The sequence below is a fragment of the Acetobacter cerevisiae genome (assembly GCF_001580535.1).
GTDB lineage: Bacteria > Pseudomonadota > Alphaproteobacteria > Acetobacterales > Acetobacteraceae > Acetobacter > Acetobacter cerevisiae.
Genome location: NZ_LHZA01000134.1, coordinates 25,353 through 41,890 on the forward strand (window position 1 = coordinate 25,353; position 16,538 = coordinate 41,890).

General features: G+C 59.2%; 15 protein-coding genes and 1 other RNA gene. 6 read left to right on the top strand and 10 right to left on the bottom strand.

Annotated features, from left to right (window positions below; genetic code table 11):
• Positions 1–75 precede the first annotated feature (75 nt).
• The 5 genes from AD928_RS05775 to AD928_RS05795 all read right to left on the bottom strand — a co-directional run bounded on the left by AD928_RS05775 (position 76) and on the right by AD928_RS05795 (position 6,348).
• Positions 76–807: a hypothetical protein gene (locus AD928_RS05775; RefSeq protein ID WP_062249007.1), complete on the bottom strand. Its 732-nt coding sequence runs from the start codon at positions 805–807 to the stop codon at positions 76–78.
• A gap of 578 nt (positions 808–1,385) precedes the next feature.
• Entirely contained in the window at positions 1,386–2,369 is a 984-nt protein-coding gene (locus AD928_RS05780; RefSeq protein ID WP_062248991.1) for a quinone oxidoreductase family protein, read from the bottom strand.
• An 86-nt stretch (positions 2,370–2,455) separates the two neighbouring features.
• Positions 2,456–3,481, bottom strand: a complete 1,026-nt coding sequence (locus AD928_RS05785) for an FUSC family protein (RefSeq protein ID WP_233419966.1) — start codon at positions 3,479–3,481, stop codon at positions 2,456–2,458.
• 49 nt (positions 3,482–3,530) lie between these two features.
• Positions 3,531–5,072, bottom strand: a complete 1,542-nt coding sequence (locus AD928_RS05790; protein WP_082779760.1) for a DegQ family serine endoprotease — start codon at positions 5,070–5,072, stop codon at positions 3,531–3,533.
• 109 nt (positions 5,073–5,181) lie between these two features.
• The gene (locus AD928_RS05795; RefSeq protein ID WP_373320590.1) at positions 5,182–6,348 is read right to left on the bottom strand and encodes an OpgC family protein; all 1,167 of its coding nucleotides are present in this window, start codon (positions 6,346–6,348) and stop codon (positions 5,182–5,184) included.
• Between the two features lie 234 nt (positions 6,349–6,582).
• Here AD928_RS05795 and AD928_RS05800 point away from each other — a divergent pair, with 234 nt between their 5' ends.
• Entirely contained in the window at positions 6,583–7,722 is a 1,140-nt protein-coding gene (locus AD928_RS05800) for an Mrp/NBP35 family ATP-binding protein (RefSeq protein ID WP_062248997.1), read from the top strand.
• A gap of 39 nt (positions 7,723–7,761) precedes the next feature.
• Here AD928_RS05800 and AD928_RS05805 read toward each other — a convergent pair whose 3' ends face one another.
• From AD928_RS05805 to thyX, 3 genes are all read right to left on the bottom strand, one after another.
• A complete protein-coding gene (locus AD928_RS05805; RefSeq protein WP_062141009.1) occupies positions 7,762–8,046 on the bottom strand; it encodes a hypothetical protein in 285 nt (94 codons plus the stop codon).
• 154 nt (positions 8,047–8,200) lie between these two features.
• Positions 8,201–8,476, bottom strand: coding sequence for a hypothetical protein (locus tag AD928_RS05810; protein WP_062248999.1), 276 nt, complete (start codon positions 8,474–8,476; stop codon positions 8,201–8,203).
• A gap of 10 nt (positions 8,477–8,486) precedes the next feature.
• A complete protein-coding gene (gene thyX / locus AD928_RS05815) occupies positions 8,487–9,398 on the bottom strand; it encodes an FAD-dependent thymidylate synthase (RefSeq protein ID WP_061507791.1) in 912 nt (303 codons plus the stop codon).
• A 217-nt stretch (positions 9,399–9,615) separates the two neighbouring features.
• Here thyX and AD928_RS05820 point away from each other — a divergent pair, with 217 nt between their 5' ends.
• From AD928_RS05820 to AD928_RS05840, 5 genes are all read left to right on the top strand, one after another.
• The gene (locus tag AD928_RS05820; protein ID WP_082779761.1) at positions 9,616–10,320 is read left to right on the top strand and encodes an HPP family protein; all 705 of its coding nucleotides are present in this window, start codon (positions 9,616–9,618) and stop codon (positions 10,318–10,320) included.
• A gap of 35 nt (positions 10,321–10,355) precedes the next feature.
• Positions 10,356–10,687: a transfer-messenger RNA gene (gene ssrA / locus AD928_RS05825) on the top strand.
• A 243-nt stretch (positions 10,688–10,930) separates the two neighbouring features.
• The gene (locus tag AD928_RS05830) at positions 10,931–11,479 is read left to right on the top strand and encodes an SspB family protein (RefSeq protein ID WP_062249001.1); all 549 of its coding nucleotides are present in this window, start codon (positions 10,931–10,933) and stop codon (positions 11,477–11,479) included.
• A gap of 42 nt (positions 11,480–11,521) precedes the next feature.
• Positions 11,522–13,177: a fumarate hydratase gene (locus AD928_RS05835; protein ID WP_062249002.1), complete on the top strand. Its 1,656-nt coding sequence runs from the start codon at positions 11,522–11,524 to the stop codon at positions 13,175–13,177.
• A gap of 25 nt (positions 13,178–13,202) precedes the next feature.
• The gene (locus tag AD928_RS05840; RefSeq protein ID WP_043549369.1) at positions 13,203–13,595 is read left to right on the top strand and encodes a VOC family protein; all 393 of its coding nucleotides are present in this window, start codon (positions 13,203–13,205) and stop codon (positions 13,593–13,595) included.
• 75 nt (positions 13,596–13,670) lie between these two features.
• On the opposite strand, the gene AD928_RS05845 is transcribed toward AD928_RS05840, so the two are convergent.
• Positions 13,671–15,419 (bottom strand): glucoamylase family protein, encoded by a 1,749-nt coding sequence (locus AD928_RS05845; protein WP_373320586.1) that lies wholly within the window; start codon positions 15,417–15,419, stop codon positions 13,671–13,673.
• A 148-nt stretch (positions 15,420–15,567) separates the two neighbouring features.
• Positions 15,568–16,538: D-amino acid dehydrogenase (locus AD928_RS05850; protein ID WP_062249014.1), on the bottom strand; the 971-nt coding region annotated here is incomplete at its 5' end.

Genomic DNA, 16,538 nt, shown 5'->3' on the forward strand with positions numbered 1-16,538 from the left:
CCTCCCAGCATCCCAACAAAAAAGGCGGCCCCCAAAGGGCCGCCTTTTTTACATACCCTGAAAATAACAGAAGTTTTACTGAGCCGGAGAGACTGCCGGGGCAGATGGCGCAGCAGGTGCTGCCGGCACGGCGGGAGCAGCGGGAACGCCCGGTGCAGCCGGAACGGCAGGCACGGCCGGAACCGTTGCCGCAGCGCCCGCAGCCGCATCAGCCGGAGCCTGAACCGGCGCATTCGGGTCCACTGCCGGAGCAGCCGTGTCGTTCAGAATGACGTAGGAGATGGATTCCGTACGGGTAATGTCGATGACGTCGCCAACCTTCAGCGTCGCCATGAAGTCCTGCATCGCCTTGATGCGCAGCACGGCAATGTGAGACTCACCATCCGTCGTCACGAAGGACAGGGTGTGAGTTGTCAGATCAATGCTCTGCACAGTTGCGCGTTCACGACGGAAGGCTGCAATCACGCCGCGCGGGTGGCCATGCACGTAGCCTTTGGCGGTCGTCAGCGTGGATTCCGGCAGCGGGCTGTCCGGCGGCGCAATCACAGCGCCCAGCGTTTCCACGAAGCGGATGCTCAGCTTGTCACCCGCATTGACATGCGGCAGATCGCGCACGGCAGAACCGTATTCGATAGTGATGAGGTGACCATTGGCTTCACGCAGCAGCAGCTCACGGGCATCATGGTCAACAGTTTCCACAACGGCCTTGGCGGACTGGTTCTTGAGCAGAACAGAAGCCTGCGCATGGGCTGCTGACGGCAGACCAGCAGCAACAACGCCGCCAACTGTCAGCGCACATGCAGCCATGGACCCTGCAGCCAGAGAAGCAAGACGGGAGACGATAGGATGCAACGCCCTTATCCTTTCTTAAATCAGTCTGACAACACAGGGATGCAGACAGCAGTTACACTGAATTTAGTCTGATACAGGGCCGGCACCATAACACAACCCACGGCCAGCACATTGCTCTACCTCAATGGAGCGTTGGCTGCCCCTGCCCTTTAAACCCGGCAGAAAAAAAGCCCGTCCGGCTTGCACCGGGCGGGCTTTGGGTCTGGCCATGTCTGGTCAGAAAATCAGATTTAGCCGCAGCACTTTTTCTTGCGGAAGAAATAAACCGCCGCAGCAACCAAGCCAGCAATCAGCAGACCACGCATACAGGGGGATTTCGGGCATTTTACCGGACATTTCGGCATATCAGACTATCCTTGCATTCTTTTTCGTCCACCCGATGTGCCGGGCAGACGTCTCAATCTAACCGATCCGCAACACTCCGTCATGCGCTAACAGCCGCATGCCAGCGCCTTCGCGCGCACCTCTTTAAAAAACGCCCTGCACACCCCATCGTTCCCGGTCCATGCAGGCCGGAGGCCGCAAGACACCGTTTACGGCAGCAGAATGGTGCTGCCGGTTGTCTTGCGCGACTCCAGAGCACGATGGGCCTCTGCGGCCTCCGTCAGCGCAAAACGCTGCCCGATGGAGGGCCTCAGCACACCCTGCTCCAGCGCGCTGAACAGGGCTGCGGCTGAGGCCTGAAGCTCTGATTTGTCCGCAATATAAGTCATCAGGGAAGGCCGGGTGAGATACAGGCTGCCATGCGCGCCCAGCGTCCCCACATTCACGCCCGTCACGGGGCCGGAGGCGTTGCCGTAGCTGACCATCAGGCCACGCGGAGCCAGACAGGACAGGCTGGCCTCAAACGTATCCCGCCCGATGCTGTCATACACCACCGGCAGCATGGCGCCGTCTGTCAGCTCCCGCACGCGCTGGGGCAGATTGTCCGTGCCCACCAGCACCTCCGCCGCACCGCAGGCACGGGCCACATCAGCCTTTTCCTGCGTGGAGGTTACGCCGAGCACCCGAGCACCCAGATGCTTACCCCACTGGCAGAGCAACTGCCCAACCCCTCCGGCAGCGGCGTACACCAGAATGGTCTCACCCTTGCGCACCGGATAAACCTGCCGAAGCAGCATGTGCGCAGAAAACCCGCGGAGAGTTACAGCCGCAGCCGTCTCGAACGACACGCTTTCAGGCAACTCCACCAGACGATCCGCCGCAATGGTCCGATACCGCGCATACCCACCCGGCACACCGGCATAGGCCACCCGCATGCCGGGTTTGAGGTCTGTTACATCCGGCCCCACGGCCTCAATCACGCCGGCCCCTTCCGAGCCCGGAATGGCTGGCAGAGACGGAAATTTATAAAGGCCTGAGCGGAAATAGGTATCAATGAAGTTGACGCCAATCGCCTCCTGCCGCAGCAGGACTTCCCCCGCACCCGGCGTAGGCACGGGCAGGCTTTCCACCTTCAGCACATCCGGGCCACCTGTTTCATGCACCCGGATAACGGTGTTGGTTTCATCACTCATGGCAAAATACTCCCTGCGCTGAAAAAGCCTCAACCGGGCCTGAGTTCGTCAAAACCTGAAAGATTTATCCCAGCCGTCAGCCAGCCTCAGGCCTTTTTGGTGTCGTCTTCCGCCAGCAGCTGGATCAGGGTTTTCAGGTCCGTGCGGAGAACGCCCATGACGAAGCGCATGATTTCCTCACCCTGCGCGTCATCATCCGGCAGCGCCGTAATGACCCCGGCCGCCACACGATATTCCTCACCCGTGCGGGCCACAACCTCGCTCTCGCAGCGCTGGATAATCCAGTCAAACGCCCGCATCAGGGCGGGGCTGAGCGGGTCCGTCGCCTCGTCCTTCCCCTGCACAGGCTGATGCTCGGCCAGCAGAACAGCGCGAGTGACCACCAGCGCATCCATCTGCAACTGCCGCAAGGCCTTGGGCAGTTCCGCCAGCATGGGGTCCCGCTTTTCCAGCGGACGCCAGTGTTCACGCCGTGCTTCCTCCACCGCACTCTGCACTTTGCGCAGAGAGGCCACACTGGCGTCATTCAGATCCTGAATCTGCGCCCAGTCCATTTCATGATTGTGGGCCTGCGTCAGCATCTCGACAATCTGGCGCACGGTGGTCGCCGCATTGCGGAAGGCATCCCGCCGCGCCTGCTCATGCAGCACAACGTAGGTCACCAGCATGGAAACACCCACGCCCATCAGAATGGACAGCACGCGCTCAACCGGCAGCAGATAGGGGTCATTGGGCGTGGCGAACAGGGTCGCGATCATCAGCGTGACCACCCCCATCCGCGTGCCCGGCTTCCAGGATGCCAGAATGGCCAGCGGCACAAAGGCGATCGCAAAGGATTCCCAGAGCGGCCAGTGATACAGCATGAGCGTGATGGGCAGAATGCTGGCCGCAGCACCGATCAACGTCCCGACAAGCTGATACCGCCCGCTGGACAGCGTTTCTGTAATGCTGCTCTGGGTGACAATCATTGAGGTAATCAGCGCCCAGCCCGGTTCCTGCAGATTGGTGATCCACGTCACAAACCCGCACAGCCCGACAGACACCAGAAGCCTGATGGTCTGCCGCACAACCGGGTTCCCAAGCCATGGGGCAGACAAAATTTTAAAATGCATCAAAAGCCCGCTCTGCTTTTACAAGACCGGCAGAAAACGCAGAACCAGCTCAGGGGGTGTCCTCACCATTCAGTGGGAACGGCACCCAGCGCAGGCCATCGGCATCATGCACCAGCAGCAGCACGGATTTCTTGTGAGCTTTCTGCGCATCTTCAATCCGTTTTTTGAGGTCTGCCGGGCTGGTGACTTCCGCCTGCTGCACTTCCGTCACCACATCGCCTTCCCGCAGGCCACGATCAGAGGCCAGACCACCGTCCTTCACGGAGGTGACCAGCACCCCTTTCTGGCCGGACGGCAGGCTGTATTTCTGGCGGGCAGCGGCATCCAGCGGCCCTACGGAGAAGCCGAGTTTGGAGAGGCTGACTTCCGCAGCCCCTTTGGGAGTCGCCGCGGGTTTAGCTTCCGGCTCAGCGGCCGGTTCCGGCAGCATGCCGATGGTCACGGGCACATCCACCATCTTGCCATGACGCCACACACCCAGATGCGCCACTGTGCCCACCGGCAACTGGGCGGAGAGGCGCGGCAGAGCCTTGCCTTCAATCGGCTGGCCATCCAGCGTCTGGATCACATCACCGGTCTGAAGTTTGGCTTTAGCGGCGGGACCATCTTTTTCCACACCGGCCACCAGTGCGCCGCGTGCCGGGTTCAGGCCCAGACCATCCGCAATATCCTGCGTCACGTTCTGAATGCGCACACCCAGCCAGCCACGGGAGACTTTCCCGGTTTTGCGGAGCTGTTCCACAATCCCGCGCGCCTCGTTGGCGGGAATGGAAAAGCCAATCCCAACAGAGCCACCAGATGGCGAGTAAATGGCGGTGTTCACACCAATCACATTGCCGTCCATGTCAAACAGCGGACCACCGGAGTTGCCCTTGTTGATGGGCGCATCCGTCTGGATGAAGTCATCATACGGGCCCTGATCAATATTGCGCCCGCGTGAGGAAATAATCCCGGCCGTCACCGTGCCGGACAGGCCGAACGGGTTGCCAATGGCCAGAACCCAGTCCCCCACCCGGCGCTTGTCACTATCCCCAAAATGGACAGCGGGCAGCGGCTTCTTGCTTTCCACTTTCAGCAACGCCAGATCGGTCCGGTCGTCATGCCCCACAGCGCGGGCGGTCAGCACCGTATTATCCTGCAGGGTGACCGTAATCTTGTCGGCATGGCGGATAACGTGATTGTTCGTCACGATATAGCCTGCCGGATCGATAATGAAGCCAGAGCCCAGCGCCTGCATGCGGCGCGGCGGGGCGTCCGGGCTGCTCTGCCGGTTCATGAAGTCATGAAAGAATTTCTCAAAGGGCGAGCCCTGCGGGAAGTTCGGCATCTGGGGGAGTTGGTCATCCCCGCCATCGCCGTCCTCATCATCCTCATCAGAACCGCTTTTGACAGTCTGTGTGGTGGAGACGTTGACCACGGCAGGCAGCAACTTCGCGGCCAGATCAGCAAAGCTGTCCGGTGCTCCGTTCAGCCGCCCGGCAACCGGAGCTACCGCCTGAGGTGCTGCCGGCAGAGCAGCCCCCTCCGCAGCCCATGCAGCAACCGGGCCGCCCCCCCCGCCAGCAGCAGGCAGGACAAAGAACAGGCACAAAGGAGATGACTGGACAGGCGCATGGGCGACAATACTCTCAAACGTCAGAAATCACATCGGACCTTAGTCTATCGCACGATCCTGTTCCACCGTCAGCCTGTTTCGAACATCAGGCTGGCCGCGCAGCCCGCTGGCGTTTGCGGTAGCCATCCAGCCAGGCGGCCAGCGCGAACAGAATGCTCAGGCCTGCCACATTCACAACAATCTGCAACAGCCAGCCATCGCCAAAGGTGCTGAACAGCAGGCGCGCATACAGATCCAGCACTGTGCCCACCACAAAAATTTCCAGTGAATGCCGCCCCACGCGGGCCAGAAGCTGACCGCTACGACTTTCCGCCGCCCATTTCCGCGCTGCGGCGGAGGACTGCACCAGATAGAAAATGGCCATCACATCCAGCAGGCGCAGGGGGGAGAGCCAGCTTTTTTCCGGCATGATCATTGTGCCAAATGGCCGCAGATCCGGCAGTCCCCACTGCGCCCAGGGGAAGGCCTGCAGGGCGGAGAACGCCAGATACAGCACACAGCACCCGGCCAGAATATCCAGACGTGGGAAGTCCGCCCCACGCCGCTCCGTCTCAGCAGAGGCAGAGGCCCCGAGGGCGAACAGGAACTGCCAGGCAAACGGGTTGAAATACCAGCCATCCGGGTCCAGCCAGTTGGGCAGGTTCAGGCCGGGGTCCAGATTGACAAGCATCCACATGGCACCGGACAGCAACAGCGCCAGAGAGCGGTGGATGCGCATCAGCACATAAAACAGCGGAAACCCGCCCAGAAGGATGATATAAAGCGGCAGGATGTTCAGGTTACTGGGCAGCGCATCAAACATCATGACGCGCCAGACCCAGCTGAGGCCATGCGCGAGTTCTGGCTCCAGAAAATCCACCGGCACCAGCGTATAATGCCGCCAGACCCGCACCGTGATGACATAGACCACCACCATAATGGTCTGGCCGATATAAAGCTGCACACAGCGGCGAAAGATACGCCCCAGACAGACGGCCACCCCGTATTTCCGAAAGCCCCGCCCATAGGCCAGCCAGGACGCATAGCCTGCCAGCAAAACAAAGATTTCCGCCGCATCGGCAAAGCCAATATTCCGCATGGTAAAGCGATTGAGCAGGTTTTGCGGAATGTGGTCCACAAACATCATCAGCAGCGCGACACCCCGCATGGCGTCAATCCGATGGTCCCGCACGGAGCGGGCCACCGGCGGCGCGGACGGGGGCACGGCGGGGGATGGAACCGGTTTTTCCATGGTGGACGGATCGTGCGGCATGGCGCTCATAATAACGGATCGGCCCCTTTTTCCATCAGACTCTGGCGCACACCAGATATTGGGCGACCATTTCCTTCTTTACGCGCCCCGAATTCCTGAAAAAAGCGTCAAAACGATGGGGAACCGCAAAACAGCCCCCGCTCTTCCCCCTTGACGGCAGCAGCCTCATGCTGTTGCCAACAGGGCAACAGGCCTCTTGTGCCGCAGAGACAGCCAGAGTCAGGACGAAAAACAGTGGTACACTCTTCCCCCCTCCATCATGATGACGTTGCCCGTGTGCTGGATTCCGTACGGGATGCGCAAACCGGCCACTCCCTGCTGGCCCTGAGCAAGCTGGACGGCTTCCGGCTGGAAGAGGGACGGCTGAGTGTCGCACTGGCTGTCAGCAAGGAGCAGGCCGCCACCCTTGCCCCGCTGTGCAACGAGGCCAAACCCGCGCTGGAAAAACTGCCGGGCGTGCAGACGGCCACCGTCATTCTCACCGCCCATCGCGCCCCTTCGGCTCCCGGTGCGGCCCCCTCCGCCCCGGCTCGCCCCAAAGCGGGAGGGGGTGGGCATCGTCCGTTTGGTGGCCCCGCCCCGGCCCCGGACGCGCCCGTGCTGCCGAATGTGAAAGCCATCATTGCCGTGGCCTCCGGCAAGGGTGGCGTCGGCAAATCCACCACCGCCACCAATCTGGCCATTGGTCTGGCGCAGGAAGGGCTACGCGTGGGGCTGATGGATGCCGATATTCACGGTCCCTCCCTGCACCGCATGCTGGGCACGGAAGCCAAGCCGGAAGTGCGGGAAGGTCGCCTGCAACCCATGCAGGTGTGGGGCCTGAGCGCTGTGTCCATCGGTATGCTGGTGGATGAAAAACAGGCCATGATCTGGCGCGGCCCGATGGTGATGGGCGCCATTAATCAGTTTCTGACAGACGTGGACTGGGGCCCGCTGGATGTTCTGGTGGTGGACATGCCGCCGGGCACGGGGGACGCCCAGCTTTCCCTGATGCAGAAAGTGCCACTGGCCGGGGCCGTCATTGTCTCCACCCCGCAGGACATTGCTCTGATTGACGCCCGACGCGGCGTGAGCATGTTTGAGAAAATGAAGGTGCCTGTTCTCGGCCTGATTGAGAACATGTCCTATTTCTGCTGCCCGAACTGCGGGCACAACACAGAACTCTTTGGCCACGGCGGCGCGAAGAAGGAAGCTGAAACCATGGGCGTGCCCTTCCTTGGGGAAGTGCCGCTGCTGGCAGATATCCGCTCTACAGCAGACGAAGGAACCCCGATTGTAGCCAGCGCACCGGAGAGCGAAGGGGCTAAAGCCTTCCGCCGCATTGCTCAGGCCACGGCTGCTGCCCTTAAAGACAAACTCAACACGGCTGGCTGACTCTACGAGGCGGGTCCGCCCGCCTCACCCCGCTCAGACTTAGTGTTTTTTAGCAGGCACTTTCTTACCGCTGGCCGGTTTATTATCGAAGAACGCGCGGCACTTCGGGCTCAGCTTGTCCTTCTTGCGCTCCATGCAGGCGGTAATTTTCTTTTCATTGGGGATCGCCAGCGCGCAGAGCTTGAGCGCATCGCCCTTGCAGGCTTCCGTCTGTTGCTGACGCAGAGAATCCTCTGCATGGGCCGGGGTCAGCGTGCCGAGCAGCGCCGCGCCACCTGCGGCCAGACAGAGCGTGCGTAAAAATTTTGATGATAAAATAGACATCTCACTGCAATCCATCTTCTGTTTAAAAAGGCCCGTCAGCCGCTAAAAACGATGACATTTGTGACGATACAGAAGAGTGCTGCCGCGTCACCACACCTCATGCTGAGAGGCTGACCTGCGCAGAAAACAAGGAACTTGACGATTCTGTCAAATTTTAGTGAAGGCAGAGTGTCTTATGGCTATCCGGCCCCTGTGTTTCACACACATGCAAATGCTGGGGCTTCATATCCTTCGGGGCTGTAAAAAACAGATACGCCCACACACCCACCAGCAGAGCCGCCACCACAATAAACGGGGTGAAGTTTGGCAGGCGGTCAGAGGGCGGACGCAGCCCTTTCAGGTCATCCGACGTCGCCAGAAAAGGGGAGGATGCTGGCTTTGCGCCCTCATCCTCCACAAACGGTTCGTCATGGAATGAAGAGTCCTTCATGGGCTGGAAATCAGCCCTTCAGGACCGCCATCATTTCATCCCACTCGCGCTTGCTCAGCCCAGAGCCGGCCTGCTCTACCTGCTCGCCCGCCAGCATGCGGCGCACAATTTTCAGCATTCCGGCAGAGAACGTCACCGCACCGCGGCGATAATCCTCAAACGCCGCCGCCGTCTGCGGCACCCAGGCGTGCAGGATTTTCAGCATGGCTTCCGCATAGACGCGGATTTCATACTGCGCATGCGGGTCCAGCCGCAGGGCCAGAAAGTGCATCAGGTTGTGCAGGTCGATCTTCCAGTACCACTGGGTATAGGTGTTGACCGTCAGATTGATGCGCGCCAGTTCACGGGCCAGACCGTAGCCGTCCCCTTCCGTGCTCAGCATCGTCTCATAATTACGGTAGGTGCGGATGGCGTCATCACGCAGGATGTCCATCACTGCCGCCGCATCATCCGGAGCCAGCACATCGCCACGGCCCTGACGGTTCACCGCACTCTGGGCGGCCATGTGTTCCGGCGCAGGGATGTAGAATTCGCTGTCGAGAATCGAATAGCGGGCAGAATATTCATTCACGCTGGCCATCCGGTGGCGGATCCACTGCCGCGCCACAAAAATCGGCAGTTTGACGTGGAATTTCATCTCGCACATTTCAAACGGCGAGGAATGACGATGCCGCATCAGATAGCGGATCAACCCGGCATCTTCAGACACCTTGCGGGTGCCGCGCCCGTAGGAGACACGCGCTGCCTGCACAATGGCGGAATCATCCCCCATATAGTCGATCACCCGCAAGAATCCGTGGTCGAGCACTTCCTGCGGTTCATACAGCATGGCCTCCAATGCCGGCACCGTGGGGCGGCGAGTGGAGCTGGTTTCTTGGGCGTGCGCCGCAATTTCGGCGCGCTGGGCATCGGTCAGTGACATGCCTCCTCCCTAGCGCAAAATACACTGGGCGAAAATGCCTGATCTCACGCAACAGCGCTCTCCCGCCTCATCATAAGAGAAATTTATAAATTAATAATGTTATTCAATTAGACGGCATCAACCAGAGTATGACACGCAGGCAGAGAAAGCACTGACCTCCTTACTCGCAATAAAAACACAAAATTAATTATAACGAAGTCGAACGGATACTTCAGGTATGGGTCAATTTTTCTCCTCCGTGCTGCCGTTTACGGCACGGGGCGGCTACACGTCTTTCTTGTCTCTGGCTGTTGGCCTGGGGGCCGTCTGTGGCATCCTTGCCAGCCTGACGCTGACAGGCCTGATAGCGCCCGCGGCTCTCCCCGCCATTGTCGCTCCCATAGGCGCCTCTTCCGTTCTGGTTTTTGCTATTCCGGCAAGTCCGCTGGCAAAACCGTATGCCGTTATCATGGGAAATATTTTGTCTGCCGCAATCGGGGTGCTGGTCAGCATCGCCATCCCGCATCAGATGCTTGCTGCGGGGCTGGCTGTCGGGCTGGCCATCATAGCGATGACTGCGACTCGTTCACTTCACCCTCCCGGTGGGGCCGCGGCCTTAACAGCCGTTCTGCTACACCCCTCTTCAGCCGGACCGACCGCTGCCCTCCTGTTTCCACTGGTTCCGGTTGGGCTTAATTCGCTCATTCTGGTCTGTGTGGGCATAGCGTTTCACCGGCTTTCTGGCCGTAGCTACCCTCATCACGCCATGCCCCCTTCACCCACGACAGAAACCGCAACCGAACTGCGTCGGGAGGATATCCTCGCCGCACTTCATAAAACCGGTGAAGCCTTTGACATTGAACTCGAAGATCTGGAACGCCTGCTCACGCTGGCTGAGGAACACAGGGACGGGCGAGGCGCCGTCCGTATTGCGCCAAACTAAACGCGTCGTGCTGCGGACAGATGTCCCCTTTCTCTGCTCTTGCAATCCGCCCCCGTGCTCCTTATGTTCATCAGTGCCGGAGGGGCTTGCTCCTTGGCTATGGTGATAAACGGAACGTGGAATAATCGTTGTGGACCCGGGGGCAGTACCCGGCGTCTCCACCAATTCAATCCGGCCTTGCGGCTCGGATAGATGGGGACGAAACAGGCTCGACACGCGTGGTAAAGACCTTCCTTTTGCCCGGCATTGTACCGCCGTTATCGGGCTAAACTTACAAGTGCCAATGATAACACTGAGGTGCTCGCTGTCGCTGCATAAGCGATAAGCGCGGTTCGGGAGGGCACCGGGCAACAGAAGCCCTCCCACTTTGCAGCCATGAGATCAGCCGGACGCAGCCCTTACCGTCCCGCACCCTGCAAAACCGCAAAAAGCCCGGTCAGGCACAGTTCAAGCACATTTGATCCTTACCCGGCAGACCATTCAGCCTCCTGCCGTGTTGCAGAATCATAACTTGTCGACTTGCACTTGCCCCCTCTTTCACGCATGGCTGACAGCAGAGTGATATTCAAGACGCCGACATGTCCAACCGGCGCGAGCGAGGAGAGCTTTCATGGCGGATGACCACGATAACACCCCGGAAAATGGCGCTTTTCCGCCCGAAAGCCTGCTGCCTTACGAAACATGGCTGGAAGACGCCTATCGCGGCGTGATGCTCAGCGCGCTTGAATATGTGAGCCGTGAAGGCCTTGCGGGCGAACATCACTTTTACCTGACATTCCGCACGGACGTCCCCGGTGTGGTGATCCCGGATCGTCTGCGTGCACAGTATCCGCATGAGATGACCATCGTGCTGCAGCATCAGTTCTGGGATCTGAACGTGGACCGCACAGCCGGCAAGGTCTCTGTCGGTCTGTCCTTTGGCGGCGCAGGCTCCATTCTGGAAATTCCCGTGCGCGCCTTTACCGGTTTTGCAGACCCCTCCATCCATCTCAGCCTGCATTTCATGGCGGCGGAACCGGCAGAAGAGTCCGCACCCGAAACAGACGCCACCCCAGCCCCGTCGGCCGGGAAAGAGGCTGAAAGCTCAGCGGAAAGTGACACCTCCTCACAGGTTGTCAGTCTTGACGCCTTTCGCAAGAAGGGGCCATCACCCGGTTAAGCCCCACTTTTCGGGGCAGGCCGACGGAGAGTTCAGCACATCATGACCAGCCAGCCCCCTCGCCCCCCGGTACCCGCCTTCACCTATTCCCCCATTTTTCCGCTGGGGGAGGACACAACGTCCTATCGGAAGGTGGATATCGCCGGTGTCAGCACATCGGAATGCTGCGGAAAGACCATCCTGCACATCACGCCGGAAGCTCTGACGGAGTTCACGGCGCAGGCCTTTCATGAAGTCGCGCATTATCTGCGCCCTGCCCATCTCAAGCAGCTCGCCAGCATCCTCAAAGATCCCGAAGCCTCGGACAATGACCGCTTCGTGGCACTGGACCTGCTGAAAAACGCCTGCATTGCCGCAGGCGGCGTGCTGCCTATGTGTCAGGACACCGGCACCGCCATTGTCTTTGGCAAAAAAGGCCAGCGCGTGTGGGTGGAAGGCGATGAGGAAGTCGCGTTTTCCAAAGGCGTGTATGAAACCTACACCCGCACCAGCCTGCGTTATTCGCAAATGGCCCCCCTCAGCATGTTTGAGGAAAAGAACACCGGCACCAACCTGCCCGTGCAGTGCGATATTTTCGCAAGCCCCGCCACGCATCATGATGAACAGTTTGACCTGATGTTTGTGGCCAAGGGTGGCGGCTCAGCCAACAAGACCTTCCTGTTTCAGGAAACCCGCGCCCTGCTCGGCTCTGAGCAGAAGCTACTGGACTGGCTGGACGTGAAGATCAAAACCCTCGGCACGTCCGCCTGCCCGCCTTACCATCTGGCCATTGTGATTGGCGGCATGTCCGCCGAGCAGACGCTCAAGACCGTCAAGCTGGCCTCCACCCACTGGTATGACAGCCTGCCCACCAGCGGCAGCATGGCAGGCCATGCCTTCCGGGATGTGGAGATGGAACAGAAGGTTCTGGAACTCACCCGCAAGCTGGGCATTGGCGCACAGTTTGGCGGCAAATATTTCTGCCACGATGTCCGCGTAATCCGCCTGCCCCGCCACGGCGCCTCCCTGCCGGTGGGCATGGGTGTGTCCTGCTCGGCAGACCGGCAGATCAAGGCACGCATCACGGCAGACGGCTTCTTTCTGGAAGAGCTGGAGCATGACCCGGCCCGCTTCCTGCCGGAAACCACGGATGAGCATCTGGAAGGCGAGGCCGTAAAAATCGACCTTAACCGTCCGATGGATGAAATCCGCAAGGAACTCTCGCGCTATCCGGTCAAAACCCGCCTTGCCCTGACGGGCACGGTGGTTGTGGCGCGTGACATTGCCCACGCCAAATTCCGGGAACGACTGGAACGCGGTGAAGGCCTGCCGCAGTATCTGAAAGACCATCCGGTCTATTACGCTGGCCCCGCCAAAACGCCGGAAGGCATGGCAACCGGCTCCTTCGGCCCCACCACGGCCGGACGCATGGACTCCTACGTGGCCGAACTTCAGGCTGCTGGCGGCTCTTACATCATGCTGGCCAAGGGCAACCGCTCCAAAGCTGTGAAGGACGCCTGTCAGACCTATGGCGGCTTCTATCTCGGCTCCGTCGGTGGCCCGGCAGCCCGGCTGGCGCAGGACTGCATCCGCAAGGTTGAAGTGCTCGAGTATCCCGAACTGGGCATGGAAGCCGTGTGGAAAATTGAGGTCGAGGACTTTCCCGCCTTTATTGTTATCGACGACAAGGGGAATGACTTCTACGCTGAACTCAGCTGAACATTAAAGGAGCTGTGTTGACCTCATGCGCTTTACTGTTGACCGGATGGACCACGCGGTCCTGACCGTAAGAGACCTCGAAATTTCTGCCTCCTGGTACCAGCGTGTGCTGGGCATGGAGCGCGAGGAATATGGGCGCAACAACCGCACAGCTCTGCGTTTTGGCGGGCAGAAACTCAACCTTCGCCCGCAGGACGCAACCGGGTGGGAGACCGCCGTGCATGCCCTGCCCGGCGGGAACGATTTGTGTTTTGTCACCGCCGTAACCAGTGACGACGTTGTTGAACATCTGGAAAAATGCGGCGTCAGCGTTGTGCAAGGTCCCGTAGCCCGGCTGGGCGCACTGGGGCCGATCACATCCGTTTATTGCCACGACCCGGACCAGAATCTGATCGAGATTGCGTCTTATCAGGGATAAGCGCCTCTCCCATCAAAGTCTGGAACCTGCTGTGACAATAGGCCGGTCTCACCTGACTAACTTTGCAAACGAAAGTCAGCCCGACTGCTGCTGCCCACTCTGAGCCGAATGCTGCGCATTGGCATGCTGGCTTGCGGGTGCAGAAACCTCTGCCTCGTTCCCAAGCCAGCCACCCCGGAAACCTGCTTTCAGCAAGCCCTGCCGGATAGCGGGGTTCCGCTTCATGGTGTTCCACACCAGTCCGCTGCGCCAGTTTTCAATCATCAGCAAAATCGGCCCCTGATCAATGCCCAGATAGGCTGTGTCAGACCAGAACGACTTGTCTGCGGTGTGGAAGCTGGGGTTGAACGCATCCACAAACCCGTAACGGCTATAAATGTGGTTGCCATAACGGTGTTTCATTTCCCGCAGAGCAGGAATGGCAATTTCCGGCGCAAAGGCCACGGAGCCACCCGCTGCCGTCGGGGCAATGGTACCATCATCCTGCGTGTAGTCACGCCCTGTGCCGCGGGCGGAATAGGACATGAAGTGGCGCGGTGTGCCTCCCACAGTCTGCGTCAGCTCACCCGGCCCGTCACTGGCTGTCAGGCCCCACACATCTTTCCCGTAATCCTGCCATTTGCCGGGATTGGTCATGGCGTAGGTGCGCTGGGCATAAGTGGCACGGCGGCTATTTTCAAAATAGTCGATGCCTTTTTCCCGGTTCCAGTCATCCTGAATTCCCCGGAAATCAATCCAGGAATGGGTGTACTGATGCCCGAAAAGTGGTGCAAAATTCAGCATCGTCTGGCCGTAATACTCGCCCCATCGCCGATCATTCGTCGTGAGCCATGCCTGCCAGGAGGCTGGTTCCAGCGGATGCTTCTGCGAGCCAAGGGCCAGAATATAAGCCATCATGCCTTCGCTGTAGCCTTCCCAGTAATTGGGCAGGAACTGATGCTCAGGTGACCACCCCATGCTCAGCCGCATATCCGGTCGACGCATCCACGCCCAGTCAACATTCTGATAAAGCTGATTAGACAGACTGCGAATTTCCGCTTCCTGCGGCGTGTCCTGCGTATAATAGCTTTCCGTAAACAGAATACCCTGCATCAGCAAAGCCGTATCAATGCTGGACAGTTCAATATCTTTATTAAAACGCAGGCCAGTCTTGTTGTTCAGGAAATGATAGAAAAAGCCGTGATAGCCTGAGGAATTTTCTGCACTGTCATTCTGCGGGAGTTTAGTCAGATAACGCAGGGTATTCAGCGTGCGCTCAATGGCCTGCTGGCGGGTAATATAGCGCCGTTCCGCCCCAATGCCATAAGCTGTCAGACTAAAGCCGATGGACGCCACACTGGCCTGCGTCTGATCAGACGGATAACGGTCGGGCACCAGCCCCGTCTGCGCATCACCGGCTTCCCAGAACCAGAGGAACGTGCGGTGCTCCAGATCCTCAATCAGCGCCATATCAGTGCGGGTGGGTTTGAACACAACGCTGGTGGAAAGGCGGACGGCCTGCCGCTGCTGGCTGGCGGAAGGCGGGGCCGGAATGGCCGCCGCACTTTGTGGGGAGGACTGTTGTACATCCGCTGCCTGTGCAACCACAGGATGTGCAGTCAGCCCACCGACAACAGCCAGCAGGCTAACTCCAAGGGTCAGCCTCTGGGCACAGAGGGGAACCGGTCGGCAGGCACGGCGGAAAGACGAGACAAAGCGCGAAGGCAAGAAAAACCAGTCTGGCAGCATAACGACCAAAGCCCACCCTATGAAAGCATCAGGAGCAACATGAACATCCCTGTTCGCTGGCCATCTCACCAACCAAAAGGGGCATATCCATGTCATACGCCAGCGGAAAATATGTTTTTTCAGAAGAACATTTTTTCTGCCTGACCGGTTTTACAGTTTTTTGAAAAAACGCAGACCATACGCTTCTGCATGGCCTGCATGCCCCGCTTGCAGGCACAAAAATGAGCAAATCATGACAAAGGTTTTATGAAAGACCGTAACGGAAAATATTCAGGTCTTCATACGCAATATCGGGTTTCTTGCCAGACATGACATCCGCCAGCACCCGGCCCGAGCCACAGGCCATGGTCCAGCCCAGCGTACCATGACCCGTATTGAGGAACAGATTTTCCAGGCCGGTGCGACCGATAATAGGCGTGCCATCCGGCGTCATGGGGCGCAGGCCAGTCCAGAAGGATGCTCCCGGCACATCACAGCAACCGGGGAACAGATCCGTCACGGAATGTTCCAGCGTCGCCCGGCGCGGAGCACGCAGACGGCGGCTGAACCCGGCCAGCTCTGCCGTGCCCCCCACACGCACACGATCACCCAGACGGGTCATGCCGATTTTAAAGGTCTCATCCATAATGGTGGAAACCGGCGCGCGGTCAGCCTGTGTGATATTTGCTGTCAGAGAATAACCTTTTACCGGATAGATCGGCAGCTTCATTCCCAGAGAGCGCACCAGAGCCGGAGAGAAGCTCCCCAGAGACAGAACATAGGAATCTGCCGTCAGCACACCGTTACTGGTGTCCACCCCGGTAATCCGGCCCCCTTCGGATAAAAGCTGTTTGATACGGGTATTATACAGAAATTTTACACCCGCTTCTTCCGCCATTTTGGCCAGACGCTGCGTGAATTTGAAGGCATCCCCCGTTTCATCACCCGGCAGACGCAGGCCACCGACAATCTTGTTGGCGGCATCCGCCAGGCCGGGTTCAGCCTGCACACAGGCCGCCCGATCCAGAACTTCGTAGGGCACCTGATACTGTTTGAGAACAGCAATATCCTGCGCCGCACCATCAAGCTGCTTCTGGGTGCGGAAGACCTGCAGAGTGCCCTGCTGGCGGTCATCATATTCAATGCCGGTTTTTGCGCGCAGGTCCATCATCACGTCCCGGCTATATTCCGCCAGACGCACCATGCGGCCCTTGTTCCGGTCATACGCCGCAGACG

What these genes read in the sequence shown, in the direction of transcription:
- AD928_RS05820 (WP_082779761.1), top strand. Translation starts at nt 9,616, where the DNA reads ATGGGTCAATTTTTCTCCTCCGTGCTGCCGTTTACGGCACGGGGCGGC.
- AD928_RS05830 (WP_062249001.1), top strand. Translation starts at nt 10,931, where the DNA reads ATGGCGGATGACCACGATAACACCCCGGAAAATGGCGCTTTTCCGCCC.
- AD928_RS05785 (WP_233419966.1), bottom strand. Translation starts at nt 3,481, where the DNA reads ATGCATTTTAAAATTTTGTCTGCCCCATGGCTTGGGAACCCGGTTGTG.
- AD928_RS05780 (WP_062248991.1), bottom strand. Translation starts at nt 2,369, where the DNA reads ATGAGTGATGAAACCAACACCGTTATCCGGGTGCATGAAACAGGTGGC.
- AD928_RS05835 (WP_062249002.1), top strand. Translation starts at nt 11,522, where the DNA reads ATGACCAGCCAGCCCCCTCGCCCCCCGGTACCCGCCTTCACCTATTCC.
- AD928_RS05775 (WP_062249007.1), bottom strand. Translation starts at nt 807, where the DNA reads ATGGCTGCATGTGCGCTGACAGTTGGCGGCGTTGTTGCTGCTGGTCTG.
- AD928_RS05810 (WP_062248999.1), bottom strand. Translation starts at nt 8,476, where the DNA reads ATGAAGGACTCTTCATTCCATGACGAACCGTTTGTGGAGGATGAGGGC.
- AD928_RS05845 (WP_373320586.1), bottom strand. Translation starts at nt 15,419, where the DNA reads ATGACATGGATATGCCCCTTTTGGTTGGTGAGATGGCCAGCGAACAGG.
- AD928_RS05805 (WP_062141009.1), bottom strand. Translation starts at nt 8,046, where the DNA reads ATGTCTATTTTATCATCAAAATTTTTACGCACGCTCTGTCTGGCCGCA.
- AD928_RS05795 (WP_373320590.1), bottom strand. Translation starts at nt 6,348, where the DNA reads ATGCCGCACGATCCGTCCACCATGGAAAAACCGGTTCCATCCCCCGCC.
- thyX (WP_061507791.1), bottom strand. Translation starts at nt 9,398, where the DNA reads ATGTCACTGACCGATGCCCAGCGCGCCGAAATTGCGGCGCACGCCCAA.
- AD928_RS05840 (WP_043549369.1), top strand. Translation starts at nt 13,203, where the DNA reads ATGCGCTTTACTGTTGACCGGATGGACCACGCGGTCCTGACCGTAAGA.